The 26702-nt window shown below is 30.5% G+C and carries 23 protein-coding genes; 17 read left to right on the top strand and 6 right to left on the bottom strand.

Annotated elements, in window-relative coordinates; translation table 11 throughout:
- The first annotated feature begins 19 nt into the window (after nt 1-19).
- The 9 genes from efp to L1S33_RS07585 all read left to right on the top strand — a co-directional run bounded on the left by efp (nt 20) and on the right by L1S33_RS07585 (nt 10572).
- Nucleotides 20-586, top strand: a complete 567-nt coding sequence (gene efp / locus L1S33_RS07625; protein ID WP_240552388.1) for an elongation factor P — start codon at nt 20-22, stop codon at nt 584-586.
- A 75-nt stretch (nt 587-661) separates the two neighbouring features.
- Nucleotides 662-1588: a UDP-3-O-(3-hydroxymyristoyl)glucosamine N-acyltransferase gene (locus L1S33_RS07620; protein WP_240561892.1), complete on the top strand. Its 927-nt coding sequence runs from the start codon at nt 662-664 to the stop codon at nt 1586-1588.
- Nucleotides 1589-1664: 76 nt separating this feature from the next.
- A complete protein-coding gene (gene sucD, locus L1S33_RS07615; protein ID WP_240561891.1) occupies nt 1665-2540 on the top strand; it encodes a succinate--CoA ligase subunit alpha in 876 nt (291 codons plus the stop codon).
- Between the two features lie 99 nt (nt 2541-2639).
- Nucleotides 2640-5606: a M16 family metallopeptidase gene (locus L1S33_RS07610; RefSeq protein ID WP_240561890.1), complete on the top strand. Its 2967-nt coding sequence runs from the start codon at nt 2640-2642 to the stop codon at nt 5604-5606.
- A gap of 205 nt (nt 5607-5811) precedes the next feature.
- Nucleotides 5812-6558 carry a 3-oxoacyl-[acyl-carrier-protein] reductase gene (gene fabG, locus L1S33_RS07605; protein ID WP_240561889.1) on the top strand — a complete coding sequence of 249 codons (747 nt, stop codon included), beginning with the start codon at nt 5812-5814 and terminating at the stop codon, nt 6556-6558.
- Between the two features lie 9 nt (nt 6559-6567).
- Nucleotides 6568-7104, top strand: a complete 537-nt coding sequence (locus tag L1S33_RS07600; RefSeq protein WP_240561888.1) for a hypothetical protein — start codon at nt 6568-6570, stop codon at nt 7102-7104.
- Nucleotides 7105-7225: 121 nt separating this feature from the next.
- Nucleotides 7226-9244, top strand: a complete 2019-nt coding sequence (locus tag L1S33_RS07595) for a VWA domain-containing protein (RefSeq protein ID WP_240561887.1) — start codon at nt 7226-7228, stop codon at nt 9242-9244.
- A 74-nt stretch (nt 9245-9318) separates the two neighbouring features.
- The gene (locus L1S33_RS07590; protein ID WP_072554780.1) at nt 9319-9711 is read left to right on the top strand and encodes an acyl-CoA thioesterase; all 393 of its coding nucleotides are present in this window, start codon (nt 9319-9321) and stop codon (nt 9709-9711) included.
- A 39-nt stretch (nt 9712-9750) separates the two neighbouring features.
- Nucleotides 9751-10572: a prohibitin family protein gene (locus L1S33_RS07585; protein ID WP_240561886.1), complete on the top strand. Its 822-nt coding sequence runs from the start codon at nt 9751-9753 to the stop codon at nt 10570-10572.
- Nucleotides 10573-10634: 62 nt separating this feature from the next.
- On the opposite strand, the gene L1S33_RS07580 is transcribed toward L1S33_RS07585, so the two are convergent.
- The 5 genes from L1S33_RS07580 to L1S33_RS07560 all read right to left on the bottom strand — a co-directional run bounded on the left by L1S33_RS07580 (nt 10635) and on the right by L1S33_RS07560 (nt 18004).
- The gene (locus tag L1S33_RS07580; RefSeq protein ID WP_240561885.1) at nt 10635-11462 is read right to left on the bottom strand and encodes a DUF6503 family protein; all 828 of its coding nucleotides are present in this window, start codon (nt 11460-11462) and stop codon (nt 10635-10637) included.
- Nucleotides 11463-11505: 43 nt separating this feature from the next.
- Nucleotides 11506-12303, bottom strand: a complete 798-nt coding sequence (locus L1S33_RS07575; protein WP_240552379.1) for a TrmH family RNA methyltransferase — start codon at nt 12301-12303, stop codon at nt 11506-11508.
- A 64-nt stretch (nt 12304-12367) separates the two neighbouring features.
- Nucleotides 12368-13666 (bottom strand): amidohydrolase family protein, encoded by a 1299-nt coding sequence (locus L1S33_RS07570; protein WP_240561884.1) that lies wholly within the window; start codon nt 13664-13666, stop codon nt 12368-12370.
- Between the two features lie 7 nt (nt 13667-13673).
- Nucleotides 13674-16637 carry an amidohydrolase family protein gene (locus L1S33_RS07565; RefSeq protein WP_240561883.1) on the bottom strand — a complete coding sequence of 988 codons (2964 nt, stop codon included), beginning with the start codon at nt 16635-16637 and terminating at the stop codon, nt 13674-13676.
- Between the two features lie 287 nt (nt 16638-16924).
- Nucleotides 16925-18004: a WD40/YVTN/BNR-like repeat-containing protein gene (locus L1S33_RS07560; protein ID WP_240561882.1), complete on the bottom strand. Its 1080-nt coding sequence runs from the start codon at nt 18002-18004 to the stop codon at nt 16925-16927.
- A gap of 42 nt (nt 18005-18046) precedes the next feature.
- Here L1S33_RS07560 and L1S33_RS07555 point away from each other — a divergent pair, with 42 nt between their 5' ends.
- A complete protein-coding gene (locus L1S33_RS07555) occupies nt 18047-19018 on the top strand; it encodes a patatin-like phospholipase family protein (protein WP_240552374.1) in 972 nt (323 codons plus the stop codon).
- Nucleotides 19019-19087: 69 nt separating this feature from the next.
- Here the strand turns inward: L1S33_RS07555 and L1S33_RS07550 are convergent, their stop codons facing one another.
- On the bottom strand, nt 19088-20506 hold the full coding sequence (locus tag L1S33_RS07550; protein WP_240561881.1) for a S41 family peptidase: 1419 nt from the start codon (nt 20504-20506) through the stop codon (nt 19088-19090).
- 210 nt (nt 20507-20716) lie between these two features.
- Here L1S33_RS07550 and L1S33_RS07545 point away from each other — a divergent pair, with 210 nt between their 5' ends.
- From L1S33_RS07545 to L1S33_RS07515, 7 genes are all read left to right on the top strand, one after another.
- The gene (locus tag L1S33_RS07545) at nt 20717-21226 is read left to right on the top strand and encodes an RNA polymerase sigma factor (protein ID WP_240552372.1); all 510 of its coding nucleotides are present in this window, start codon (nt 20717-20719) and stop codon (nt 21224-21226) included.
- The gene (locus L1S33_RS07540; protein WP_240552371.1) at nt 21213-21641 is read left to right on the top strand and encodes a hypothetical protein; all 429 of its coding nucleotides are present in this window, start codon (nt 21213-21215) and stop codon (nt 21639-21641) included. The genes L1S33_RS07545 and L1S33_RS07540 overlap by 14 nt, the downstream gene beginning before the upstream one ends.
- A gap of 30 nt (nt 21642-21671) precedes the next feature.
- Complete coding sequence (locus tag L1S33_RS07535; RefSeq protein ID WP_240552370.1) at nt 21672-22208, top strand: DUF4252 domain-containing protein; 537 nt, start codon at nt 21672-21674, stop codon at nt 22206-22208.
- 67 nt (nt 22209-22275) lie between these two features.
- Nucleotides 22276-22824 carry a DUF4252 domain-containing protein gene (locus L1S33_RS07530; protein WP_240561880.1) on the top strand — a complete coding sequence of 183 codons (549 nt, stop codon included), beginning with the start codon at nt 22276-22278 and terminating at the stop codon, nt 22822-22824.
- A gap of 263 nt (nt 22825-23087) precedes the next feature.
- Nucleotides 23088-25529, top strand: coding sequence for a M1 family metallopeptidase (locus tag L1S33_RS07525; RefSeq protein WP_240561879.1), 2442 nt, complete (start codon nt 23088-23090; stop codon nt 25527-25529).
- A 5-nt stretch (nt 25530-25534) separates the two neighbouring features.
- The gene (locus L1S33_RS07520) at nt 25535-26314 is read left to right on the top strand and encodes a HipA family kinase (RefSeq protein ID WP_240561878.1); all 780 of its coding nucleotides are present in this window, start codon (nt 25535-25537) and stop codon (nt 26312-26314) included.
- A complete protein-coding gene (locus L1S33_RS07515) occupies nt 26304-26687 on the top strand; it encodes a DUF3037 domain-containing protein (protein ID WP_240561877.1) in 384 nt (127 codons plus the stop codon). Before L1S33_RS07520 ends, L1S33_RS07515 begins: the two co-directional genes overlap by 11 nt.
- Nucleotides 26688-26702: the final 15 nt, after the last annotated feature.

Raw genomic sequence — 26702 nt, 5'->3', positions numbered from 1 at the left:
AAGCAAAAAGCACCAAAATATGGCTACAACATCAGATATTAAGAACGGATTATGTATGAGATATAACAACGATATTTATAAAGTTGTTGAGTTTTTACACGTAAAACCAGGAAAAGGACCAGCATTTGTAAGAACAAAATTAAAGAGTGTTACAAATGGTAAAGTAATTGATAATACATTTCCTTCAGGAAGAAAAATTGATGATGTTCGTGTTGAAACACATAAATTTCAGTATTTATATAATGAAGGGGAAACTTTCCACTTTATGAATCAACAAGATTATTCTCAAATTACATTAGAAAAGGCTGCTTTAGATGCGCCAGAATTAATGAAAGAAGGAGAAATTGTAACTATTATTATCAATGCTGAGGATGAGATGCCTTTATCTGTTGAAATGCCAGCAAGTGTAATTTTAGAAGTAACTAGTACAGAACCAGGAGTTAAAGGAAATACTGCTACTAATGCAACAAAACCTGCAACTGTAGAAACAGGAGCGTCTGTAAACGTACCTTTATTTATCAACGAAGGAGATAAAATTAAAGTAGAAACTACTAAAGGAACTTACCAAGAACGTATTAAAGAGTAAAAATTAGTTAGCAGTATTCAGTCTTCAGTAAACAGTTAGACTGAAAACTGAATACTGAACACTGCCTACTGAATTATGAAATTCAAGCAACCACAAACGTTACAGCAAATAGCCTCTTTAATTGAAGCTGAATTTGTTGGTGCATCAAATTTTTCTATAACTGGAATTAATGAAATTCATGTTGTTGAAAATGGTGATATTGTTTTTGTAGATCATCCAAAGTATTATGATAAAGCTTTAGAGTCTAATGCTACAACAATACTTATTAATAAAGAAGTAGCTTGTCCAGAAGGTAAAAGTTTACTAATTTCTGATGATCCTTTTCGCGATTTTAATAAAATAACGAAGCATTTCAATCCTTTTATAGCATCAAAAAGTACAATTTCTGAAACTGCAATTATTGGTGAAGGAACGATAATTCAACCAAATGTTTTTATTGGAGATAATGTTTCCATAGGAAAAAACTGTGTTATTCATCCAAATGTAACTATTTATAGCGGTTCTGTAATTGGAGAGAATGTAACAATACATGCAAATACAGTATTAGGAGCTGACGCTTTTTATTATAAAAATAGACCAGAAGGTTTTGATAAATTACTTTCAGGCGGACGTGTTGTAATCAAAAACAATGTAGATTTAGGAGCTTCTTGTACAATTGATAGAGGCGTAACAGGAGATACAACTATTGGAGAAGGAACCAAAATAGATAATCAAGTTCATATTGGACATGATACTGTAATTGGTAAAAAATGTTTGATAGCATCACAAACAGGTATTGCAGGTTGTGTGGTTATTGAGGATGAAGTTACCATGTGGGGGCAAGTTGGTATGGCAAGCGGAATTACAATAGGTAAAGGCGCGGTTATACAAGCGAAATCTGGTATTAGTAAGTCTTTAGAAGGCGGAAAATCTTATTTTGGTTATCCAGCAGAAGAGGTAAGAACAAAGTTAAGAGAGCTTGCAACAATTAAAAGAATTGTAAAAGATTTTAATAAAAAATAAAAGTAACAAATCATTTTTTATATAGATTTCAAAAAACTATTTTTGCTTGTCTTATAAAAATAAAAAAAACAAACCAATGAGTGTTTTAGTAAATAAAGATTCAAAAATTATAGTACAAGGTTTTACTGGTAGTGAAGGAACTTTTCACGCAGGTCAAATGATAGATTACGGTACCAACGTAGTTGGTGGTGTAACTCCAGGTAAAGGAGGTCAAGAACACTTAGGTAAACCAGTTTTTAACACTGTAGATAATGCAGTTAAAGAAGTTGGAGCAGATACTTCAATTATTTTTGTGCCACCAGCTTTTGCTGCGGATGCAATTATGGAATCTGCAGAAGCAGGTATCAAAGTAATTATTTGTATTACTGAAGGAATTCCTACAGCTGATATGGTAAAGGTAAAAGCTTATATCGATAGTTTAGAAGACTGTAGATTAGTTGGACCTAACTGTCCAGGAGTAATTACTCCAGATGAAGCTAAAGTTGGAATTATGCCAGGATTTATCTTTAAAAAAGGTAGAGTAGGTATTGTTTCTAAATCTGGTACTTTAACCTATGAAGCTGCTGACCAAGTTGTAAAACAAGGTTTTGGAATTACAACTGCAATTGGTATTGGTGGAGATCCAATTATTGGAACTACTACAAAAGAAGCTGTAGAGTTATTAATGAATGATGAAGACACTGAAGCAATTGTTATGATTGGTGAAATTGGTGGAAATCTTGAAGCAGAAGCTGCTCAATGGATTAAAGCTGATGGAAACAGAAAGCCAGTTGTAGGTTTTATTGCAGGACAAACTGCACCAGCAGGAAGAACAATGGGGCACGCAGGTGCAATTGTTGGTGGAGCTGATGATACGGCACAAGCAAAAATGAAAATATTAGCTGAAAACGGAGTACACGTTGTAAGCTCTCCAGCAAAAATTGGAGAAATGGTTGCTAAAGTATTAGCATAACTGTTAAAATATACATAAAAAAATTACGTTTTAAATCCGAAGCTATATCTTTAGCTTCGGATTTTTTTATTAATCAAAATCAATAATCAATCAATACCTATGAAGAACATCAAACTAATTATGTGGATGAGCTTTGCTTTTATCGCTTTTTTAAGCTGTAAAACAAATACTTCTACAGAAGCAAAAACCGAAAGTCATACGGACGCAAGCGGTTACAATTATGAAACGGTTACAAACGACCCAACAGGTTTACGTTTGTACACATTAGACAACGGTTTAAAAGTATATTTAAGTAAAAATACGGATGAACCAAAAATCCAAACTTATATTGCCGTTAGAGCAGGTTCTAATTACGATCCTAAAGAATCTACAGGTTTAGCGCACTATTTAGAGCACATGGTTTTTAAAGGAACACATAAAGTTGGTACTGTAGATTGGGAAAAAGAAAAAGTATATTTAGATAAAATTTCCGAATTATACGAACAACACAGGGCAGAAAAAGATCCAGCTAAAAAAATAGCATTATATAAAGAAATTGATAAAATTTCTTTAGAAGCATCTAACTATTCAGTTGCTAATGAATACGATAAAATGACAGCTTCTTTAGGGGCAACTGGCACAAATGCACATACTTGGTTTGAAGAAACAGTATATAAAAACAAAATACCCGCAAATGAATTAAACAAATGGTTAGATTTAGAAGCAGAACGTTTTAGCACGTTAGTTTTACGTTTGTTCCATACAGAGTTAGAAGCAGTTTTTGAAGAATTTAATAGAGGGCAAGATAACGATGGGAGAAAACGTTACGCTTCTATGTTAAAAGGGTTATTTCCTAATCATCCTTACGGGCAACAATCAACAATTGGAACGGCAGAGCATTTAAAGAACCCTTCAATGGTAGATATTCATAATTATTTCAACAAATATTATGTGCCAAATAATATGGCTGTTGTTTTAGTTGGAGATTTAGATTTTGATAAAACTATTGCTGAAGTAAATAATGCTTTCGGTAAGTTTGAAAAGAAAGAATTAGTGCATCCAACTTTGCCAAAAGAAGAAGCAATAACTGCCCCAGTTGTTAGAGAGGTTTTTGGTCCAACTTCAGAAAGTATTTCAATTGCATACCGTTCTGGTGGTGTAAATACAAATGATGAGAAAATGGTAACATTAGCTGATATGATTATGGCTAACGGAAACGCAGGATTAATTGATTTGAACTTAAATCAAAAACAATTAGTGCAAAGAGCAGGTTGTTCTCCAACTTTTTTAAATGATTATGGTTATCACTCATTTACAGGAAGTCCAAAATCTGGTCAAACTTTAGACGAAGTTAAAGGTTTGCTTTTAGGTGAAATTGAAAAATTAAAGAAAGGAGAATTTGACGAATGGATGATTGAAGCTGTTGTAAACGATTTAAAATTATCTCAAACGCGTCAGTATGAAAACAATACTGCGTTAGCTTCTGCATACTTTAACGCATTTATTCACCATGAAAACTGGAACGATAAAGTAAATTTCTTAAACGATTTAAAGAAGATATCTAAACAAGAATTGGTAGATTTTGCTAATACTTTTTACAAAGACAACTATGTAGTTACTTATAAGAGAAAAGGTGCAGACAAGAATATTGTAAAAGTTTCTAATCCAGGAATAACACCTGTTAATTTAAATAGAGATAAAAGTTCAGAGTATATTACGGCTTTTAATAAAATGGAATCAGAGCCATTACAGCCAAAGTTTGTAGATTATAAAACTGCAATTAAAGAAACTAAAACTGACAATGGAATTAAAGTTTCTTACGTAGAAAATGAAAAAAATGATTTATTCGACATGAACATCATTTTTGATATGGGAAGCGATAATGATAAAAAATTATCTTTAGCAGCAGGTTATTTAGAGTATTTAGGAACAGATAAATATTCAGCAGAAGAGTTAAAGAAAGAATTTTATAAATTAGGTATTTCTTATTATGTAAGCGCGGGAAGCGATAAAACCTATGTTGGTTTAAATGGATTAAAAGAAAATTTATCTAAAGGTTTAGAGTTGTTAGAACACTTATGGGACAATGCAAAAGCAGATCCAGAAGCGTACGGAAAATATGTGGAGAAAATTTACAAAGGTCGTCAAGATGGTAAAACTCAAAAAGGAAATATTCTTTGGAATGGTTTAATGAATTATGGTAAATATGGTGAAAACTCTCGTTTAAGAGATATCATGCAAATAGATGAGTTAAAAGCAATAAACCCAGAAGAATTAGTTTCTATTGTAAAAGATATGAAAAACTACAAACAACGTGTTTTCTATTATGGAAAAGATGTTGAAGCAGCTATAGCTTCATTAAACTCAAGCCATAAAATCTTTGGAGATTTAAAAGAGTATCCTGAAGCTAAGAAATACGAAGAAACTGAAACAGGTGGAAATGTATTCTTTACAAATTATGATATGGTACAAACTGAAATGATGTTTTTAGCAAAAGGTGAACCTTTTAAAGCAGAAAACTTAGCAGCTTCTACCTTATTTAACACCTATTTTGGTAGCGGATTATCTTCAATTGTATTCCAAGAAATTAGAGAATCTAAATCGTTAGCATATTCTGCATTTGCTTCTTATAGTAATGCTTCTAAAAAAGGAGATTCTAATTATGTTATGGCGTATGTTGGTACACAAGCAAACAAATTAGAACAAGCTGTAGATGCAATGATGGACTTAATGAACAATATGCCAGAAGCAGAAAAGCAATTTAATGCAGCAAAAGCATCAACATTAAAGAAAATTGCAGCTCAGCGTATTACAAAATCTAATATTTTCTGGACGTATGAGTCATTAAAGAAAAGAGGTATTGAGAATGATCATAGAGAAGCAATGTATAATACTATTAAAGACATGACAATTGAGGACTTAAAAGCATTTTTTGATAAAAATGTAAAAGGAGAATCTTACAATGTAATGGTAGTTGGTAACAAGAAAGATTTAAATGTAAAATCACTTCAAAAACTTGGAAAAATTAAAGAACTAGAAGTAGATGAATTATTTAATTATGTAGACAAGAAAGAGATAAAATCGTAATTTAAAAATGTTTCCTCGAGGTTTTTTATCTCGAGGTTTCAATTAAAATTGTCATTCCTGTGAAAACAGGAATCTAAATAATAGAAATTTTAATTTCATAATTATTTCTTTTTTTTATTCGGAAGAAACTCGCAATGTTTAAATACATTGCGAGTTTTTTTGTTTTACTATATTTGTCTCACAAAACAACTAACAAAATTTAAGTATGAAATTACTAGAAAATAAAACTGCAATTATTACGGGAGCCTCAAGAGGTATTGGTAGAGGAATTGCTGTAGAATTTGCAAAACAAGGCTGTAACGTAGCATTTACCTTTAGTTCTTCTGTAGAAGCAGCAACAGTATTGGAAACAGAATTAAAAGCATTAGGTGTAAATGCTAAAGGTTATCAATCTAACGCAGCAGATTTTGATGCTGCACAAGAATTGGCTAAAAACGTTTTAGAAGAATTTGGTTCTATAGATGTATTAATTAACAACGCAGGTATTACTAAAGACAATTTATTAATGCGTATTTCTGAAGACGATTTTGATAAAGTAATTCAGGTAAATTTAAAATCGGTTTTTAACTTAACAAAAGCGGTTATTAGACCAATGATGAAACAACGTAAAGGCTCAATTATTAATATGAGTTCTGTAGTTGGATTAAAAGGAAATGCAGGTCAATCTAATTACGCAGCTTCTAAAGCGGGTATTTTAGGTTTTTCTAAATCGGTTGCCTTAGAATTAGGGTCAAGAAATATTAGATCTAACGTAGTTGCTCCAGGTTTTATAGAAACAGAAATGACGGCAAAATTAGACGAAGCTACAGTACAAAGTTGGCGAGATGGTATTCCTCTTAAACGAGGAGGAACGCCAGAAGATATCGCAAATGCGTGTGTATTTTTAGCTTCGGATATGTCTTCGTATATTACAGGACAAACTTTATCTGTAGATGGAGGAATGCTAACTTAGAAATATATTATGAAAAACAAACTATTAATTATTGCTTTATTATTAAACGTTACTGTTTTAATGAGCCAAGAATGGGAAAAGTACAAAAACGAAGACTTGAACTTAGTTGCGTACTTTCCTCAAACACCTGAAAAAACTATTCAAAAGGTAGAAACAGCAGTTGGTACTTTAGATATGCATATGGTAATGCATTCACCAACATCTGGAGATGATAATGCTGTATACAGTCTTATAAGATCGGATTACCCGAAAGAACAATTTGAGAATACTACAAGTGAAGATAATGATAGGGTTTTAGATGGAGCAGTTAATGGTGCCGTTAATAATGTAAAAGGAAAATTAGTTTTTGATAATAAAATTAATTTTAATGGTTATCCAGGTAGAAGTATTAAAATCTTAATAACTGGTGGTTTTATTTATATAAAAGCCATTTTGGTTGAAAACTCTATGTATATAGTGCAAGTTATTTGTTTAACTGCTAATGATGAAAATAAGAGTATAAATCGTTTTATGGATTCTTTTGATATTATTAAAACGAAGCAATAAATTAAATTTACTTTATATTTTAAACCTGTAACATAATATTGTTACAGGTTTTTATTTTTTAGATAGGTTTGTTTTAGCTTTTAGGTATCAGTTCGTATATTCGGCTAAAATTTAAATTAAATTGCAAACAACAACACTTTTATACATAATACTAGCGCTTTTAATAAGCGTTGCAGTTGCTTTTTTTCAATATTTTTATAAAGAAAAGAAAACGCCAAAAATTACAGTTTTACTATTTGCTTTAAAAGCATTTAGTTTATTTGTGTTGAGTTTACTTTTTATAAATCCGAAGATAAAATCCGAAGTAACTTCAACTGTAAAGCCCGTTTTATCAGTTTTGATTGATAATTCTTTGTCAACTAAATATTTTAAGCAAGAGGAAAATGTAAAGACAATACTTAAAAATATAAAAGAGAATAGCGATTTAAACGATAAGTTTGATGTTTCTTTTTTCTCAATTGGAGAAAACACACAAGTCTTAGATAGCTTATCTTTTAATGAGCCTAAAACCAATATAGAAAATGGTTTACAAGCTGTAGCCAATTTATATAAAGACAATATTGCTTCAACCGTATTAATTTCTGATGGAAACCAAACTATTGGAAACGATTATGAGTTTACAAACACAAAACAAGCCGTTTATCCATTAATTATTGGAGATACCACACAATATAAAGATGTGCGTATTTCTAAGTTAAACGTTAACAAATACAGTTATATAAAGAATAAATTTCCTGTAGAAACTTTATTGTATTATGAAGGAAACGAATCTGTAACTACACAGTTTTCTATTTATAGTAAAGGCAAAACTATTTTTACCCAAAAAGTTTCTTTTTCGGCGGATAAAAAAACGCAAACAATAACTGCTAATTTAACTTCAACAACAGAAGGACAGCAATATTATACAGCCTCGGTTAGAAAGTTAAAAGATGAAAAAAACACAAAAAATAACAGTAAAATTTTCTCGGTAGAAGTTATAGATGAGCAAACAAAAGTATTGATTTTAACATCTGTTTTACATCCAGATATTGGTGCGTTAAAAAAAGCGATAGAAAGTAATAAACAACGTAAAGTTGATGTTATTCTTATAGATAATTATAAAAAACAAATAAATGACTATCAATTAGTTGTGTTTTATCAACCGAATAATAAGTTTAATGATTTTTTAGTGCAAAGAAAATCTAATTTCATGATTGTTTCTGGCTCAAAAACTGATTGGAATTTTATGAATTCTCAACAATTAGGATTTAGTAAGAAAGCTATAAATCAGCCAGAAGATTATGCTGCAATTTATAATGATAGCTTTTTAACTTTCTTACAGAAAGATATCGGTTTTGCAAATTTTCCGCCTTTAGAAGATAAGTTTGGAGAAGTAACAATTACGAAACCGCATCAAACATTAGTGTATCAGAAAATTGCAGGAATAGCTACAGAGCAGTCATTAATTGCAACTTTTGATGAAACGGATAAAAAATATGCGGTAATTTTTGGAGAGAATCTTTGGAAATGGCGTTCTACAAGTTTTAGGCAAGACAATTCTTTTGAGGAATTTGACGCTTTTATGGGTAATTTGGTTCAATATGTAGCTTCAACTAAAAAAAGAAATCGATTAGAGGTAAACGCAGAAAGTTTATATCCTGCAAACTCAACAATTGCTATATCAGCTTTTTATGTAGATAAAAATTATCAGTTTGATAATAGAGCTTCTTTACAATTAACATTTACAAATACCGATTCTAAAGAAAGTAAAGTGGTGCCTTTTTCATTGGTAAATAATTCTTATCAAGTTGAATTAGAAAACGTATCAACCGGTAATTACACCTATAAAGTAACTGTTGTTGGAGAAAACGTTACTAAATACGGAAGATTTAAAGTTACCGATTATCAAGTTGAGGAACAATTTACAAACTCAAATCACAAAAAATTACAAAAATTAGCAGATAGAACAGGAGGTAAGCTGTTTTACGGGAATCAGTCTAATAACTTTATCCAAGAACTTATCAATAATAAAAACTATTATAGCACATTAAAATCTGTACCCAAAGAACAGAATTTAATAGATTGGAAATGGATTTTAGCTTTAGCTGCGCTATTGTTGTCGTTAGAATGGTTTATTAGAAAATACTATGGTAAAATTTAAAAAAGCAATTGATATTGCTTGTTTAAGGGGGTTTAATTGTAGAATTTTGCTATAGATTTAAAAGAAGAGTATATATGAAATTTCATACAAGAAAATGGGTAAAACCACAAGACTTAAACCCAAATGGAACATTATTTGGAGGGAGATTATTAGAATGGATTGATGAAGAGTTGGGTATTTATGCAATTATTCAATTAGAAATACCAAGAACAGTAACAAAGTATATGTCTGAAATTGACTTTGTAAGTTCTGCAAAACAAGGAGATATTATAGAAATAGGTATGGAAGTTTTGGCTTTTGGTAATTCTTCAATTACTTTAAAGTGTGAAGTTAGGAACAAGCTTACGCATAAAATTATAATAATTTTAGATAAAATTGTGATGGTTTCTTTAGATGAAGAAGGAAACCCTAAAAAACATGGTAAAACTAAAGTAGAATATGTTTCTGATAGATTAAAAGATAAGTAATTAATTGTATTTTTGAATAATTAAAAAATAAAACAAACAATGGCACAAAAACAATTTGAATTTCCAAAAGTGGGATTATTAATTCCAGTAGTAGTGGTACTTTTAATATTATTCGCAAAATCTACAGTAACTGTAGGACCAGGTGAAGGTGGAGTTATTTTTGAAACTCTTGGAGAAGGTATTAATACAGAAAAAACATACGGAGAAGGTTTTCATATTGTTGCTCCTTGGAACAAAATGATTGTAAGAAAGGTTCGTCAGCAATCAATTTCAGACGAAATGAATGTACTTTCTGTAAATGGACTAGAGGTTAAAGTAAACGGAACAATTTGGTACGAGCCGGAATTTGAAAATTTAGGTAGCTTAATAAAAACAAAAGGTGAAGATTATGAGCGCGAATTGTTAGATCCAGCAATTAATGCTGCTGCAAGAAGTGTTGTTGGTCGTTATACGCCAGAACAATTGTATTCTAGTAAAAGAGATGTAATTGAGCAAGAAATTTTAGACGAAGTAACTAAATTATTAGAAGGTCAGTTCTTAACAGTAAAAAGAGTTTTAGTAGAAGATGTTAAATTACCTCCTACAATTAAACAAGCTATTGAGCGTAAGTTAAAGCAAGAGCAAGAATCTTTAGAATATGAGTTTAGATTAGTAACTGCTCAAAAAGAAGCAGAAAAAGTAATTATTGATGCAAAAGGTAAAGCGGAATCTAACCGTATTTTAAGTGCATCTTTAACTGATAAAATTTTACAAGATAAAGGTATCGAAGCAACGGTTAAGTTATCAGAATCTCCAAATAGTAAAATAATTGTTATTGGTTCTGGCGATAGTGGAATGCCTATTATATTAGGAAATCAGTAAGAAGAAATTATTAGTGTAAATTAAAAATCCAGCTAAAAAGCTGGATTTTTTTATTGTGTAATTTATTTTCTAAACAACTCTTTATTCAGATTATTGTCAAATTTTATATCTGTCCAATTTACTAATATCCAAGGTTTATCGGTAACATCTGCATTCCAATTAGAATTTTTATATCTACGTTTAGTTGGTATTAAAAGACCATCTATATTTTCATATGCAAGCTCCATTAAAAGAGGCTCAGCTTTTTTAAAATCCATTACAGTAAAAAGAAACTGATCTACCAAGTTTGTTTCTTTATTAATATATAATTGATAAATATCTTTAGGAGTATTTTCTTTAGACTCAAAAGTAACTTTAACAATATCGTAATTTAAATTATTAATAGTTTTTTCACCTAAATACTCATAATTTAAACCTGGATCTAAAAGTTTTTGCATCATTGTAAACCAATAGTAATTTGTTGGTCTATTAAAAGCAACTCTTTTTAAAGCTTTAGCATCATTAATTAACTTCCCATTGTTTTTCAGCCAAAACTCGCTTCCATCATAGCCTTGTTCTATAATTCCTTCTAAGTTTGCTAGAGTTCTTTGATGTTTATTATATTTCCCGTAAGATAATTCTCCGTTAAAAATGTATTTTTCTGTTGAAATATCAGATTTTCCGTCAGGAGTTTGGTAGGTGTATGTATAAACAACATCTTTTTTATTGCTAAGCTTACTATAATCTCCTACTTTTTGAGTCATTTTATAAACTAATTCATGACCTTTATTTTGGAATGATATAGTGTTTTCTTTCTCTTGATTTGTTGAAGGTGTATCTACCTTTTTCTCATTTTCACATGATGTTAAGGCAAAAAATAAACTTAGACTAAGTATTAAAATGTGTTTCATTTTTATTTTAGATTTTTAATATATTATTTTAAAGATGAATGTGTTAGATTGAAAAATTTCGTTGTCTTTTAGCTTCAAACAAAACAATAGCAGCGGCAACAGAAACATTCATGGAATCTATTTGACCTTGCATTGGTATGTTTATATTCTGCGTTGCTTTTTCTCTCCAGATTTCAGATAAACCTGTAGCTTCTGTACCAACAACAATTGCGCTTGCATTGCTATAATTTTCTTTATGATATTCGTTAGAGTTTTGTAGCGTTGCACTGTAAATAGCAATGTTTTTTTCTTGTAAAAATGTTACAATTTCTTCAGAAGAACCAACAGCAATTTGATTTGTAAACAAACAGCCAACACTTGAACGTATAATGTTTGGATTGTACATATCTGTTTTAGGATTTGCAATAAAAACAGCATCTATATTTGCTGCATCTGCAGTTCTAAGCATAGCACCAATGTTCCCGGGTTTCTCAATTCCTTCTAAAACTAAAACTAACGGATTTTCGTTTTTAAAAACAACATTCTTTAATGATAATTCTTTGGTTTTTACAACAGCTAAAACGCCTTCGGTTGTTTCTCTGTATGCTAGTTTTTGATACACTTCTTTAGAGATTTCTATAAACTCTACATTATTATTTATGTTGTTTTTTAATTCTGAAGGAGAAAATAATTCATCAACAAACAATAGTGTTTCAATTTCATAATTTCCTTGTATTGCTATCGAAATTTCTCTTTTTCCTTCAACAAGAAATAACCCTTTTTTCTTGCGTTCTCTAGACTTTTCTTGAAGTTTAGTTAAGTCTTTAATGTATGAATTTTGTATACTTGTTAGTTTTTTCATTAGCGCAAAAGTACTTAATATATTATATAAAAAAAGCCTGATTTATTATCAGGCTTTTATTTTTTTATTGATTTTTATATTTATCGGAGTATCGTTTCCAAAGTTTAGTTTGGTGTGTTTCTAAACTTAACTTTCTACCATTAATAAAAGAGTTTGAAACTTTATTGGTTCTCATATCTAAAGCATCTCCTTCAGAAACAAATAGAGTAGCATCTTTACCAACTTCTAAAGTTCCTACTTTGTCATCTATTCCTAAAATTTTAGCCGCATTTGAAGTTATTAGTTTTAGAGCTTCTTCCTTGTCTAAACCATAAGCAGCATACGTTCCAGCATAAAATGGTGCATTACGTGTACTCATACGTTCCATATCACCTTCCATACCAATACTAACTGTTATACCTTTATCAACTAATATTTTAGCAGTTCTATAAGGTAAATCGTAATCTTGATCTTCTGCATTTGGCAATCTATGAGCGCGTTCTAAAACTACAGGAATATTGTTTTTAACCAATAAATCTGCAACTTTATCTGCATCTCCACCATGTACAATTACAATCTTATTAATACCTTCTTTTTTAGAAAGTGTTATAGCGTCTGTAATTTCTCTTTCTCCACTAACGTGAATAAATAATTTTTGAGAACCATTAAATAATCCTTTCATAGCTTCAAAAGGTAAGTTCTTTTCAGATTTATTTCCTTTTAAATATGTTTTAGCTTGTTGTAAATACGAAGAAAATTTATTTAAGTTTTCCGTATAATTCTTACTTTCTTTTACAACTCTTGGTTCTCCAGCCCACCATCTTCCAGAATACGATACGCTACTTGGCCAATTCATATGAATTGCATCGTTTTCTTTTACAATGGCATCTTCCCAGTTCCAAGCATCTAATTGAACTATTGAAGAAGTTCCAGAAATGGTTCCTCCACGTGGTGTAGTTTGTACAATTAAAACTCCATTTGGACGCATAGATTCTACAACTTTACTTTCGGTATTATAAGCAATAATACTTCTTATATGTGGGTTATAAGTACCAATTTCTCGTTCATCAATTGATGCTTTTACAGCATCAACTTCACCTAAACCTAATGTTGTATTAGCAACTATAAAACCTGGATATACGTGTTTCCCTTTAGCGTCTATTACAGTTCCGCGTCTTGCAATTTTAGTAAGTGCATTACCAACGTGTGTAATTTTTCCATTAGAAAACATTATTAGTGAGTTTTCTATTACTTGTCCATTTCCTAAATGTGCAGTTGCACCTTCAATGGTGTAATCTGCAGATTGCTTTGGAGCAGGTGTTTGTTGTGCAAATAAACTTCCAATTGAAAGTAAAAAAGCTATTGTATATATATAATTTTTCATCTTCTTTCTATTTTAAAGTTTCACAATGGAATAATTCTTTCACCCTTTTAGATGGTGGTTGCACTTTACCGCCATTAATTTTCTCATGAAGCATCATGTTTTCTAACTTGCTTCTTTCAGCTTTAATAGCTTCTCTTTTAGCTAAATCAGCATCAATATCAAAATAAGTTCTTCCTTCAATAATAGTTTTTAAAGGTTTTGCATATACAGATAATGGATTTGTATTCCATAAAACAACATCTGCATCTTTACCAACTTTTAAACTTCCTACTTTGTTGTCTATATGCAATAATTTTGCAGGATTTAAAGTAACCATTTTCCAAGCTTCTTCTTCAGACATACCACCATATTTAACTGTTTTGGCAGCTTCCTGGTTTAATCTTCGAGACATTTCTGCATCATCAGAATTTATAGCAACGGTAACTCCTTGGTTGTGCATAATTGCAGCATTATAAGGTATTGCGTCATTTACTTCGTATTTATAAGCCCACCAATCTGAGAAAGTAGAACCTCCAACACCGTGTTCTTTCATTTTATCAGCAACTTTATAACCTTCTAAAATATGTGTGAATGTGTTAATGTTAAAGTCGAATTTCTCCGCAACTTTCATTAACATATTAATTTCTGATTGTACGTAAGAGTGACAAGAAATAAAACGTTCTTTATTGATGATTTCAGCAAGTGTTTCTAGCTCAGCATCTTTTCTGTAAGCTTGTCCGCTTTTCTTTTTTGCATCATATTGTTTAGCGCGTGTAAAGTAATCGATATACATTTGCTCAACTCCCATACGTGTTTGCGGAAAACGAGTTCCGTTTCTGCTACGAGATTGCTTTACATTTTCACCTAAAGCAAATTTTATAAATTTTGGTGTATTGTTATAGATTAAATTGTCTGCATTTTCTCCCCATTTTAGTTTGATGATTGCAGAACGACCACCAATTGGGTTTGCAGAACCATGTAAAATTTGAATAGAAGTTACTCCACCAGCTAAATTTCTGTAAATATTTACATCATTAGGGTCTACAACATCTTCAATAGTTACTTCTGCTGTTGAATTTTGTGCCCATTCATTTACTGAAGTTGTTGCAATATGTGAATGTTCGTCAATAATTCCAGCAGTTACATATTTTCCTGTAGCATCAATTGTTTTTGCGCCTCCAACGGAAATGTTTTTTCCAATCTTAGCAATCTTTCCATTTTTTATTAAAACGTCAGTATTTTCTAAGTTTCCTTCTTTTTCACCTGTCCAAACTGTAGCATTTTTAAATAAAATAGTTTCTTGTTTAGGTTGTTGTGCTAAACCGAAACCAACATTTGGATAAGAAACAGGTAAAACGGTAGGAGTGGAGTTGTTGTCTTTTTTCTTTTTGTCTTTAGATTTTTCATCGTCTTTCTTAACAATTTTAGCTGCAGACCATTGAGATTCGTTTCCAAATTCATTTATTACTTTTCCTAAAATTACAGGACTATCAGTAATCTTAGCTGTTAAACGATTAAATTTAGTTGCATCATTTTCTGAAGGAATACTCATAAAAATCCATCCATCTTTAAAAGAAAATTTAGACTTCACTTTTTTATCATCTAATTTTAAAGCTCCTTTTTGTTTTGCTCCTTTACCAGTAATTGATAAATCGTATGTTTTTCCGTTTAAAGCTAAAGCATAATTTCCTGCAATATCTTTAACATTCATGTCATTAATTACGTTTTTATCACCTAAAGTCCAGTTTTCATATAAAGTAGTTTTAGGGTCAAAAATATCTCCAGAAGTAATTAAAAAGTTAGCGTAACTACCAGTTTGTAAGTTACCAATGTTAGATTTTCCTAAAATTTTAGCAGGAACTGTAGTTAAAGCTTCTAGGGCTTTTGTTTTATCTAAACCATATTTGATGGCTTTTTGAATGTTCTTGGTAAAATCATCAACTTTTTTTAAAGAATGCGTAGTTAAAGAAAAAGTTACACCATTTTCTGCCAATACTTTTGGGTTGGTAGGTTCTTGGTTCCATTTTCTCATATCATGTAAGCTTACATGTTGTGCTAAATACGGATTAGAAACATCGTAAGCAGCTCTAAAATTGATTGGAATAATAAATGTAGCGTTTGTTGCTCTTACATCATTTATGCGCTCAAACTCGTCTCCACCACCAACAATTGTGTATTGAATTCCAAATTCGTCACCAATTTTATCAGCTCTAAAAGCATTGATTTTTGAACCTGCATAAAATATTTGAGGTAAATTTTTGTTTCTATCTAAAGCTTCTAAAGCTAAATCTTTATTTTTTGTATTTCCTTTTAAATACCAATCTGCATCGTTATAAGTTTGACGTAAAAGCGCTATAGAACCCATTAAAGATCCTGGGTACATTTGTCTTGATTTGTTACTTTTAGTAAAAGAAAGATATTGAGCAGACTTATCTTCTAAAACTCTATAAGCATTTGTAGTTTGGGTATTTAAAGAAACTAATAAACCGTTTCCTCTAATAATACCATCTTGCATGTGCGTGTTTACAACTCCAAAGCCAGCTTTTAATAAATCTTTTGCTTTTTTAGCATCGAATTTAAAATCGGCTATTGGGTTCGTTTCTGGTCTAATGTGATCATTCCAGTAATATCCTTTTCTTTCAGGTTCGTATTGTGGACTTGCATTAGGATTTCCTCTTTGTCTTTTTGGTTTTGCAATTCCAAAATCCGTGTAAGCATCAATAAATGAAGGGTAAATATTTTTACCTTCTAAATTAACTATCTGTGCATCTTTTGGTATTGAAACTGAACGCCCAACATTTACAACTTTTCCGTTTTTAACTAATAAAGTTCCGTTTTTTATAACATTTGTAGGTGTTATATAAATAGTTGCTTTTGTAAAGGCTATTGTTTTGTTGTTCGGAGTTTTAACTCCATCATCTTTTGGAAAGTATTCTTGAGCACTTAATATTGAAGTGCATAAAAATAACAACCATAGTAGGTGTTTTTTCATTTGGTTAGTTTTTAGTTTTTAAAGATATTTCTTTTAATAGGATTAAGCTTTGGGTTTAACAAAATATTAAGAAATTAAAATTATTTTTATCATCATTTCGACCATAAGAGAAATCTCAAGATTTTGAGTAGAAATTAAGAAGATTTCTTAATCGTTCATGCTTCACTCATTTCGAAATGACACTTGTAGTTTGTCATTCAGAGGGAAGCATGACCGAAGAATCTAACAGTATAAGAAATAAAGATTCATCACTTTGTTTCTCGTTTTAAACGATAGATCTAATTTTGTTAATCCAATTTAATTTTTACACCTTTCCATTCCATGTTAGGTAATGTTAGTTTTCCAATTTTATTATTCCCAGATAACCAAGCGGTATTTGTATTTACAAACTGAATAGTATAATAAGAGTCTTTGCTAACTTCTTTCCAAGTTTGTCCAGCGTCATTAGAAAATGAAATTCCTGTTTTACCAACTGCAAAAACTTCTTTTCCGTTAGTATTTGGAACATATTGCACACAACTCTTATAATTAGGGTCTTGTTCATCAGCAATTAAAGTCCAAGTTTTACCACCATCTTTTGTAACAGCTTTATTTGCTTTGTTTTCTGTTGGTTTAGAGTAATCTCCTCCAATTGCTATTCCGGTTTGTTTATCAGCAAAATCAATAGAATAAATTCCTTGCGGTCCGTTTCCTTGAATAATTGGAGTATCGAAAATTTGCCAAGTTTTTCCTTTGTTTTCAGATTTTAAAATACGCGATTTCTTTCCTCCAGAAGCAATCCAAACTGTATTACCAATAATTTTAATGTTAGTATTGCTAGCAGCAAAAAAGGCTTCACCATCTTCAAAAACAGGTAATTTATCACAAGGTATTTTTGACCATGTTTTTCCGCTATCCGAAGTTAAAATAATAGAAGCGCAGTTTTCAGTTGGATCTCCAACGGCAATTCCGTGTTTGTTATCTGCAAAGAATTTCATTGAATCATAAAAAACTTTTTCATGTTCTTCTTTATAGATTAATGTTTCTTTTTCTTCAGAAACTTTATATAGCAACGCAGGGTTTCCTACAGATAAGGCGAATATATTTGTTCCGTTGGAAGCAATACTTCTAAAATGTGGTTTTATGCTATCGTTATAGTTAATGTTTATTGTTTCCCAAGTTTTTCCTGCATCAGAAGTAAAACCAATATCTCCTTTAGAACCTGCATAATAAAGAGTGTTTTCATCAAGAAACTGAATTGCTCTAATGCTTGTACTATCAATTTTAAATTCTTGAATGGTTACTTTGTCTATATTTCTTGGTTGATATTCATTTTTACAAGAAATAGTTAAGATTGCTAAAGAAAAAAGGATAAATAATCGGTTCATTTTTGTAGTTTTAAGGCAACTAATTTAATCAAATTTATACAGGTGAAAAAAGCATTAGTAATTTCTGGAGGAGGAAGCAAAGGAGCATTTGCAGGAGGTGTTGCAGAATACTTAATGAAAACACGCGGAAAAGACTATGATTTATTTTTAGGAACTTCTACAGGTAGTTTAATGACTTCTCATTTAGCTTTAGGTATGGTTGATGAATTAAAGGAGTTGTATACTTCTGTAAATCAATCTTCTATATTTAGTAATAATCCTTTTAGGGTAAAAAGAGTGCATGGTGTAAAAGTTATTTCTATACGTCACAGAAGTACATTTTGGAACTTTTTAAACGGAAGAAAAACCTTTGGAGAAAGTAAAAACTTAAGAAAATTAATTAAGAATAATGTTACTTTAGAAATGTACAACAACATTAGAAAGAGTAATAAGGATGTTGTGGTAACAGTTTCTAACTTAACAGCTAACCAAGTTGAATATAAGTCAATTAGAGAGTGTGAGTATGAGGATTTCTGCGATTGGATTTGGGGTTCTTGTAATTATGTTCCTTTTATGAGTTTGTTAGAAAAAAATCATTGCCAATATGCAGATGGTGGTTTTGGTTGTTTAGTTCCAATACATGAAGCCATAAAACGCGGAGCAAAAGAAATTGACGCTATTATTTTAGAAACAGAAATAACTCAAATTAATAGAATGCCTGCTAAAAATCCGTTTTCATTAATGTTAGATGTTTTTGATTTTATGTTAGAACACGTAGAAAAACATAATGTTACAATTGGTAAATTATCTGCAAAACACCAAGATGTTAAGTTGAATTTATATTACACACCAACAGTTTTAACAAAGAATTCTTTAGTATTTGATAAAAAAGAGATGAAAATATGGTGGAAAGCTGGTTTTGATCACGCTAAATTTAAAAATGACTCATTAATGAGTGATTTTAGACCTGAACTTGTTGGAAATAAAGAAGTTGAAAAGGGCTTGTTAGAGTCTAATTTAGACGAAAATATATAAAACAGATTGTCATAATAATTTTAAACAAACGTTTAAGAATGAGGTTACATTATGACAATCTGCAAAATATTATTTTAATTCTACATACATATTGTTACTAGTTGGTGTATGTAATTTTGAATTTGAAATTTCTTCACCAAAATAAGTGTTTCGAGGAGTAAAAACACCTCTTGCACCAGTTGTTATTAAGGTAATTGTTCTGTCTAATAAAGGTTCGTTTCTGTCTCCTAAAACACCTAAATTACCGTAATCTTCAGGAAATTCTACAGTTGGCTCAATACCATCTTTATCGTTATTACCATCTTTATTTACTATTTCTAAAACAATTGGTTGCATTGCCCAATTATGATTTGGATTTACATCTGTTTTATTGAAGTTAGGAGAATCGTATAAAGTAATAGAACCAACATATTTACCTAACGTTTTTGTACCAACTTGCTTTACATTTATATGAGGAACTAATCCGTTAATTACAAGTTCTGAAGCAGAAGCAGAGCTTCCTGTTGTAATAAAATAAATATTCTCTAAGTTTAAGCTGTTTATTTGTTGATTAACAATTCCGTTATCAATTTGATTTGTAAAATTATTAATAAAATTACTTGTGTCTGTTGCTTCTTCAACTTTACTATTCCATCTTTGTTTAGAAAAAACATCTCCGTTAAATTGCCCGGTAATCATACTTGCTAAATAGGTTGCAGTTCTAACAGATCCACCACCATTATAACGTAGGTCTATTATTAAATCTGTAACTAATTCACTTTTAAAATTTGCAAAAACGTCATTTAATTCATCATCAAACTGAGGAGTAAATGCGTTATACATTAGGTATCCAATTTTATTTGTTCCTTCATCAAAAACAGCACTTGTGTGCACTGAGTTTTCAGTAAATTGACTTTTATCTAAAGCGATTTCAGTTCCATTTTCAGTTGGATTTCCGCTATTAAAATCTGCTAATTGAATTGTATATGAAGTGCTTGAAGAAAATAGTAGACTTCTGTAGTTTGCTTGTGTTAAGGCTGTTCCGTTTACTTGAGTAAAAATCATTCCACGAGTTACACCTTTGTTTTCGGCATCTGTTCCTGGAACTACATAACGAACATATCCGTATACTTTTGTTGCATCGTTTTCAAAAGTACGTAAGCCAAACTCCATACCAGAAGTTTCAGTTGTACCTTCAAAAGAGTTTTCTAAAGCGATGTAATCATCTACAATCCAAGAAAATTTATCGGTTACTCCACGTTCAAATAATAAGCTTTCAAATAAATTTTCTGGATTACTAAATCCTTGTAAATAGCTGTATAATTGTTGGTCTGCAGAAAAACGTCTGTCAGATAAATCTGGAATTTCACCTTGCCATAAATAATAGGCGTTTAATCCTTTCCAAACAAAAGTTTGAACTTCAATGTCCGATGGAATATTTTCGTTTTTTGAACAAGAAATTAACGTACTAAGGGCGATAAATAAAATAAATAATCGTGTAAATTTCATAAAATTAAAGGCTTTATTATATTGGTAACGTAATATGAATAGTAATAGTATATGTTTTTTATTTCTTCCGCTTTGCGGGTATTTTAGCAATATTACAAAATAAATAGGTTTGTGATGTAACAAAATTTATATTGCTTCGTCGTAATAATGTAAACCTGATAATTTAGACGTTACTAATCTAAAAAGTTTACAATAATCTAACTAATAAAAATGAAACAATCAGACTTTTTAAAAGCTGTTTTACCGTTTAAAGATAAAGTATTTCGTTTAGCAAAACGATTACTTGTATCTACTGAAGAAGCCGAAGATGCTACGCAAGAGTTGTATTTTAAACTTTGGAAGAATAAACAAAAACTGTCTGAGTATAAGAATGTAGAAGCTTTTGCTATGACAATGACTAAAAATTATTGTTTTGATAGATTAAAATCTAAACAAGCTAGTAATTTAACATTAATACACAGTAATTATAAAGAGAAAGATACTGGTCTTGACAAGCAAGTTGAACATAATGATAGTGTAGAAAAAGTTCATAAACTGATAGAAGATTTACCAGAACAACAAAAAATTATTATTCAATTAAGAGATATTGAACAATATAGTTTCGATGAAATTGCAAAAATGGTTGACATGAAACCAACAGCCATTAGAGTAGCACTTTCAAGGGCAAGAAAAACAATAAGAGAAGCATTAATTAAACAACACAACTATGGAGTTAGCTAACATAGAAAAATTAGTAGAAAAATATCTGAACGCAGAAACCACTTTGCAAGAAGAGAAAACATTAAGTGCATACTTTGCCTCAGAAAATGTGGCATCGCATTTGCAAGAGTATAGTTATATGTTTGGGTATTTTAAGAAAAGTAAAGACGAAACCTTTAACAAAACCATTCAATTAGAACCTAGAAAAACTAAGAGAAAGAATTGGAAATGGTTACAAGTTGCAGCGTCAGTAGTCTTATTAATAAGTATGTATGCAGGTTATGGAGAATACGAGCATAGACAACAAGAAAAACAGTTAGCACAAGTAACAGAAGCTTTAAAGTTGTTGTCTACAAACCTTAACAAAGGAAACCAGGCTGTAGCAAGTTTATACACATACGAAGACACAGTTAATAAAATATTTAAAACCAAGTAAATTAGTAAAACCAAGTAAAAATAAGAAACCATGAAAAAAATAATAACAATAATAGCCCTAGTATTTACCTCAAGTTTAACTTTTGGTCAATCAATGTTCGATAAATTAGAAGATTTAGATGATGTATCTACAGTAGTAGTAACAAAAGATGCATTTGAAATTTTATCTAAATTTAATGTAGAATCTGAAGATAACGAAGCAATGGAAGTCTTTAAAATGATTCAAGATTTAAAAGAATTAAAAATGTTTTCTACCGATAATTCTAGTATTGCTTCTCAAATGGAAGGTATGGTGAAATCTGCTGTTAGCAAATCTAACCTTACAGAATTAATGCGAGTTAAAGACAAGGGTTCTCATGTAAAGATTTATGTTAAGGCTACAAAAAACAAAGATTTTGTTAGTGAAGTATTAATGTTTATCAAAGATAACGATGGTAAAAAATCTAAAGGAAACATGGAGTCTATAATTGTTTCTTTAACAGGAACAATAGATATTAATAAAATGTCTAAACTAGCAGATACTTTTTCTAAAGATAACAATGTAAAAGTAGAAATGAACAGTAAGTAATATATTTATTTCGAGCGCTTTTAAAAAGCGCTCGAATATAAATCAACACAAAAAAATCAAACTTAAAATGAAAAAACTATCCACAATACTTTCTTTAGTAGCTATTGTTTTATTGATGAGTTCTTGTAAAAAAGAACAAACTTTACAAAGCTATTTAGTAGAAAGTCAAGATAAAAAAGGATTTATGACTGTAGATATTCCTGCGAGTGTTTTAAAAATGTCTCAAGGAAAAGATGCAAATGCAGATGTAAAAGAGTCTTTAGAAAGTATTAGAAAAGTAAATATTGTAGCAATGCAATATAAGGGTAACGAAGCAAATTATGAAACTGAAAAGAACAAGTTAAAAGCAATTTTTTCTAATTCTTCAGAATATAAAAGCTTAGTTTCTTTTAAAGATAAAAGAGGAAACGGAAAAGTGTTTTATAGTGGAGATGCAGATGCAATTGATGAAATTGTAGCTTTTGGTTACAGTAAAGATGCAGGAGTAGGAGTTGCACGTATTTTAGGAGATAACATGAATCCTGGAAAAATTATGGAAGCAATGAAACATGTAAATTTAGACGGAGATAACGCAAGTCTTTCTCAGTTTAAAATGCTTTTAGAGGCAAAAGAATAACCAACTCAATTATATATTTTAAAAAAGCCATAACAATTACTGTTATGGCTTTTTTGTTTTAACTACGCATTAACAACTCACAATCTTTTATTTAGTATTTTTGACCCATAATGGGTTTTTATTTTTTAATACTATTCTTTATTATTTTTGGAATACTTATTGAAAGTAACTCATTATCATTCCTGGGTAGGCAGGAATCCATAGAAAGTAAATAAATATCCTGAAATTTCGAGACTGTTTTTACAGGAAATCCAGAAACATATATGAGAAAAAAAATTTTATCACTATTAATTGCCTTAACAAGCCTTGTGGCAACAGCTCAAACGACCACTTATAGAGCGGAAAAGGAAAAAGAACATAAATTAATTCACACAAAACTAAAGGTCGACTTTAATTTTCAAGAGCAAAAATTAAATGGCGAAGAATGGCTTACCGCTACACCTTATTTTTATGCAACTAATAAAATTACGTTAGATGCAAAAGCAATGATTATTCATGAAGTAAAAATGAATAACCGAACTTTAGATTATAATTATGACAATTTAAAGTTGATTATAGATTTAGGAAGAGAATATAAACGTAATGAGGAGTTTACTATTTATTTAAAATATACTGCGCAGCCAGAAAAAGTTAAACAAAAAGGAAGTGCAGCAATAACACAAGCAAAAGGGTTGTATTTTATAAACCCAACCGGATTAGACAAAAATAAACCTACACAAATTTGGACACAAGGAGAAACGGAAGCAAATAGTTGTTGGTTTCCAACAATTGATTCGCCAAATCAAAAAACATCACAAGAAATTTATATTACTGTTCCAGATAAATTTAAAACGTTGTCTAATGGAAAATTAGTTTCTCAAACTAAAAACGGAACAAACAGAACAGATTATTGGAAATTAGATCAAAAGCACGCACCATATTTGTTTTTTATGGGAGTTGGAGAATATGAAATTGTAAGAGAACAGAATAAAAATCTTCCTATAAGTTATTATGTATCTAAAGAATATGCGCCTTATGCAAAAGAAATTTTTGGACACACGGCAGAAATGATTGGTTTCTTTGGTGATAAATTAGGGGTTGAATATCCTTGGAATAAATACGATCAAATTGTTGGTGTAGATTATGTTTCTGGTGCTATGGAAAATACAACTGCTGTTATTCATGGAGAAAAAGCGTATCAAAAACCAGGACAATTAATAGATCAAAATGTACAGGAAAACACCATTGCACATGAGGTTTTTCATCATTGGTTTGGTAATTTAGTTACTACAGAAAGTTGGTCTAATTTGGCTTTAAATGAAAGTTTCGCAAGTTATAGCGAGTATTTGTGGAGAGAATATAAATATGGGGTTGAAGATGCAGACGCGCATTTGTTGGAAGATGTAGAGGGTTATAAAAACGGACAAAACTTTGACAAGCATTTAATCCGATTTGATTATGCTGATAAAGAAGATATGTTTGATGCAGTTAGTTACAACAAAGGTGGTGCAATTTTACATATGTTGCGTAACTATTTAGGGGATGAGGCTTTTTATGCTGGATTAAAAAAATATTTAACAGATTATAAATACAAAGCTGCAGAAGCGCATCAATTAAGGTTAACCTTAGAAGAAGTAAGTGGAAGAGATTTAAATTGGTTTTTTAATCAATGGTTTTTTGGAAACGGGCATCCGAAATTAGAAATTTCTTACGATTATAATAAGCTTCAAAAAACAGTAACAGTAAACATTATTCAGCTTCAACAAGGTAAAGAATTTAAATTTCCTTTAGCTATTGATGTTTTTGAAGGAAGTAATGCAGCGCGTCATACAGTTTTTGTAAACGGAAAAGATGCTTCATTTACGTTACCTTATACTAATCATCCCGATTTAATTCAAATAAATACAGATGGCGTTTTAGTTTCAGATATTGTTGAGAATAAGGTTTTGAGCGATTATATCCATCAGTTAAAACATGCCAAATATTACGGTCATAAAAAGGAAGCTTTACTAGAAGTTGCTAAAAAACAAGATGATAAAAATGCGTTTAATGCCATTGCAAATGCAATGAGTGATGATTTTTATAAAATTAGAATCCTTGCTTTAGAAAATATCGATTTAATAAACAAGCACACTAAAAAAGCTGTTATTAGTAAGATTAAGCAAATTGCAAATAATGATGTCAAAACGTTGGTGCAAGCTGCTGCCGTTGAAACATTGGGTAAATTAACAGATCCTGAATTGCAACCAATTTTTGAAAAAGCATTACAAAGTAAATCGTATTCAGTAATTGGTAAAGGTTTGGTTGGTTTGTATTATGTGGATAAAAAAGTAGCTATCGAAAAATCTAAAGCAATGCCAGATGAAATTAGAAAAGTCTTAGCAACGCCGTTAACACGTATTTTTATTGAAGAAAAAGATGAAAGCGAATTACCTTTTGTAGCTAAGCACATACTTAGCGGTATGTTTTTAACGAACATTGCCAAAGACAAAGCATTCTATCAAAAAGCATTTGAGTTTATTGCAAAAAGTGATAACACTGAAGCGATTCAAAACCTTGTAGATGATGTTGTTGTAAAAGGAAATCAATACAAACAATATGGTTTTGATAAAGTTGGCGTAAATTTATTACGTCAAATGGTGCAGTTTCAAGGAAAAGCGAATCATTCTAGTAGAAATAAAAACGAAGCTATTATTAAAGAAGCAATGGCTAAGTTGTTGCAATAATTTAGATGAATAAATTAGACATTAGAACAGTTGATGTTACTCAGTATCTCTGTCCTTTACGAGAAGGAGGTTCACTTCCTGCAATTGTAAAAGCAAATGACGGATTTTTATATGTATTAAAATTTAGAGGAGCAGGTCAAGGTAAAAAAGCATTAATATCAGAATTTATTGGCGGAGAAATTGCGCGAGTAATTGGCTTAAAAGTTCCGGAATTGGTTTTTATGAATTTAGACGACTCTTTTAGTAAAACGGAGCCAGACGAAGAAATACAAGACTTACTAAAGTTTAGTGTTGGTTTAAATTTAGGATTGCATTTTTTATCTGAAGCAATTACATATGATCCTTTAGTAAGTACTGTTGATCCGATGACGGCTTCAAAAGTAGTCTTATTAGACAGTATTATTAGTAATATTGATAGAACAGCAAAAAACACTAATCTATTACATTGGAATAATGAACTTTGGATTATAGATAACGGCGCTAGCTTTTATTTTCATCACGATTGGAAAAATTGGGAGAATCACCTTTCTAGAACCTTTCCACTTGTAAAAGATCATGTTTTGTTAGAGAAAGCAACTTGTTTAGCTGAAGCGTCAGAAGAAATTAAACAGTTGTTAAATTTAGATAAAATAGCAGCGATTGTTGCAAGCATACCAGAAGATTGGTTGTTGAGTGAGTCAGATGTTTTTAGTCCTAATGAAATGAGAGAAGCTTATGTAAAATTTATTGACACAAGGTTTTCTAAGATAGATGTATTAGTAAAAGAGGCTGAAGATGCAAAATAAGTACACATTTGAATATGCAATTATAAGAATTGTTCCTAAAGTAGAAAGGGAGGAGTTTTTTAATGTTGGTGTTATTTTGTTTTCAAAAAGGAAAAAATTTCTAGGAATAAAATACTTTGTTAACCCAGATAAGTTAATAGCTTTTTCATCTGAGATTACGCTAGAGACCTTTAATAATTACTTACAAGCTTGGCAACTGATTTGCGAAGGAAGTTCTTTGGGAGGTAAAATTGGAGCTTTTGAAATGTCTGATAGATTCAGGTGGTTGGCAGCTTGTAGAAGTACAATTGTACAGAGTTCTAAAACGCATTCAGGTTTATGTATTGATCCTCAAAAAGAATTAGAAGATATATTCAATGAATATGTTTTGTAATAAAATTTTAAAATA

It is taken from the genome of Tenacibaculum aquimarinum (assembly GCF_022478115.1).
Classification (GTDB): domain Bacteria; phylum Bacteroidota; class Bacteroidia; order Flavobacteriales; family Flavobacteriaceae; genus Polaribacter; species Polaribacter aquimarinum_A.
Note: the sequence above shows the minus strand (reverse complement) of the source record. Positions and strands in the feature narration are given on the sequence as shown.

Excerpts from the sequence above, each read along its gene's own strand:
- efp (WP_240552388.1), top strand. The coding sequence starts at position 20 with ATGGCTACAACATCAGATATTAAGAACGGATTATGTATGAGATATAAC.
- L1S33_RS07620 (WP_240561892.1), top strand. The coding sequence starts at position 662 with ATGAAATTCAAGCAACCACAAACGTTACAGCAAATAGCCTCTTTAATT.
- sucD (WP_240561891.1), top strand. The coding sequence starts at position 1,665 with ATGAGTGTTTTAGTAAATAAAGATTCAAAAATTATAGTACAAGGTTTT.
- L1S33_RS07610 (WP_240561890.1), top strand. The coding sequence starts at position 2,640 with ATGAAGAACATCAAACTAATTATGTGGATGAGCTTTGCTTTTATCGCT.
- fabG (WP_240561889.1), top strand. The coding sequence starts at position 5,812 with ATGAAATTACTAGAAAATAAAACTGCAATTATTACGGGAGCCTCAAGA.
- L1S33_RS07600 (WP_240561888.1), top strand. The coding sequence starts at position 6,568 with ATGAAAAACAAACTATTAATTATTGCTTTATTATTAAACGTTACTGTT.
- L1S33_RS07590 (WP_072554780.1), top strand. The coding sequence starts at position 9,319 with ATGAAATTTCATACAAGAAAATGGGTAAAACCACAAGACTTAAACCCA.
- L1S33_RS07585 (WP_240561886.1), top strand. The coding sequence starts at position 9,751 with ATGGCACAAAAACAATTTGAATTTCCAAAAGTGGGATTATTAATTCCA.
- L1S33_RS07580 (WP_240561885.1), bottom strand. The coding sequence starts at position 11,462 with ATGAAACACATTTTAATACTTAGTCTAAGTTTATTTTTTGCCTTAACA.
- L1S33_RS07575 (WP_240552379.1), bottom strand. The coding sequence starts at position 12,303 with ATGAAAAAACTAACAAGTATACAAAATTCATACATTAAAGACTTAACT.
- L1S33_RS07570 (WP_240561884.1), bottom strand. The coding sequence starts at position 13,666 with ATGAAAAATTATATATATACAATAGCTTTTTTACTTTCAATTGGAAGT.
- L1S33_RS07565 (WP_240561883.1), bottom strand. The coding sequence starts at position 16,637 with ATGAAAAAACACCTACTATGGTTGTTATTTTTATGCACTTCAATATTA.
- L1S33_RS07560 (WP_240561882.1), bottom strand. The coding sequence starts at position 18,004 with ATGAACCGATTATTTATCCTTTTTTCTTTAGCAATCTTAACTATTTCT.
- L1S33_RS07550 (WP_240561881.1), bottom strand. The coding sequence starts at position 20,506 with ATGAAATTTACACGATTATTTATTTTATTTATCGCCCTTAGTACGTTA.
- L1S33_RS07545 (WP_240552372.1), top strand. The coding sequence starts at position 20,717 with ATGAAACAATCAGACTTTTTAAAAGCTGTTTTACCGTTTAAAGATAAA.
- L1S33_RS07540 (WP_240552371.1), top strand. The coding sequence starts at position 21,213 with ATGGAGTTAGCTAACATAGAAAAATTAGTAGAAAAATATCTGAACGCA.
- L1S33_RS07535 (WP_240552370.1), top strand. The coding sequence starts at position 21,672 with ATGAAAAAAATAATAACAATAATAGCCCTAGTATTTACCTCAAGTTTA.
- L1S33_RS07530 (WP_240561880.1), top strand. The coding sequence starts at position 22,276 with ATGAAAAAACTATCCACAATACTTTCTTTAGTAGCTATTGTTTTATTG.
- L1S33_RS07525 (WP_240561879.1), top strand. The coding sequence starts at position 23,088 with ATGAGAAAAAAAATTTTATCACTATTAATTGCCTTAACAAGCCTTGTG.
- L1S33_RS07520 (WP_240561878.1), top strand. The coding sequence starts at position 25,535 with ATGAATAAATTAGACATTAGAACAGTTGATGTTACTCAGTATCTCTGT.
- L1S33_RS07515 (WP_240561877.1), top strand. The coding sequence starts at position 26,304 with ATGCAAAATAAGTACACATTTGAATATGCAATTATAAGAATTGTTCCT.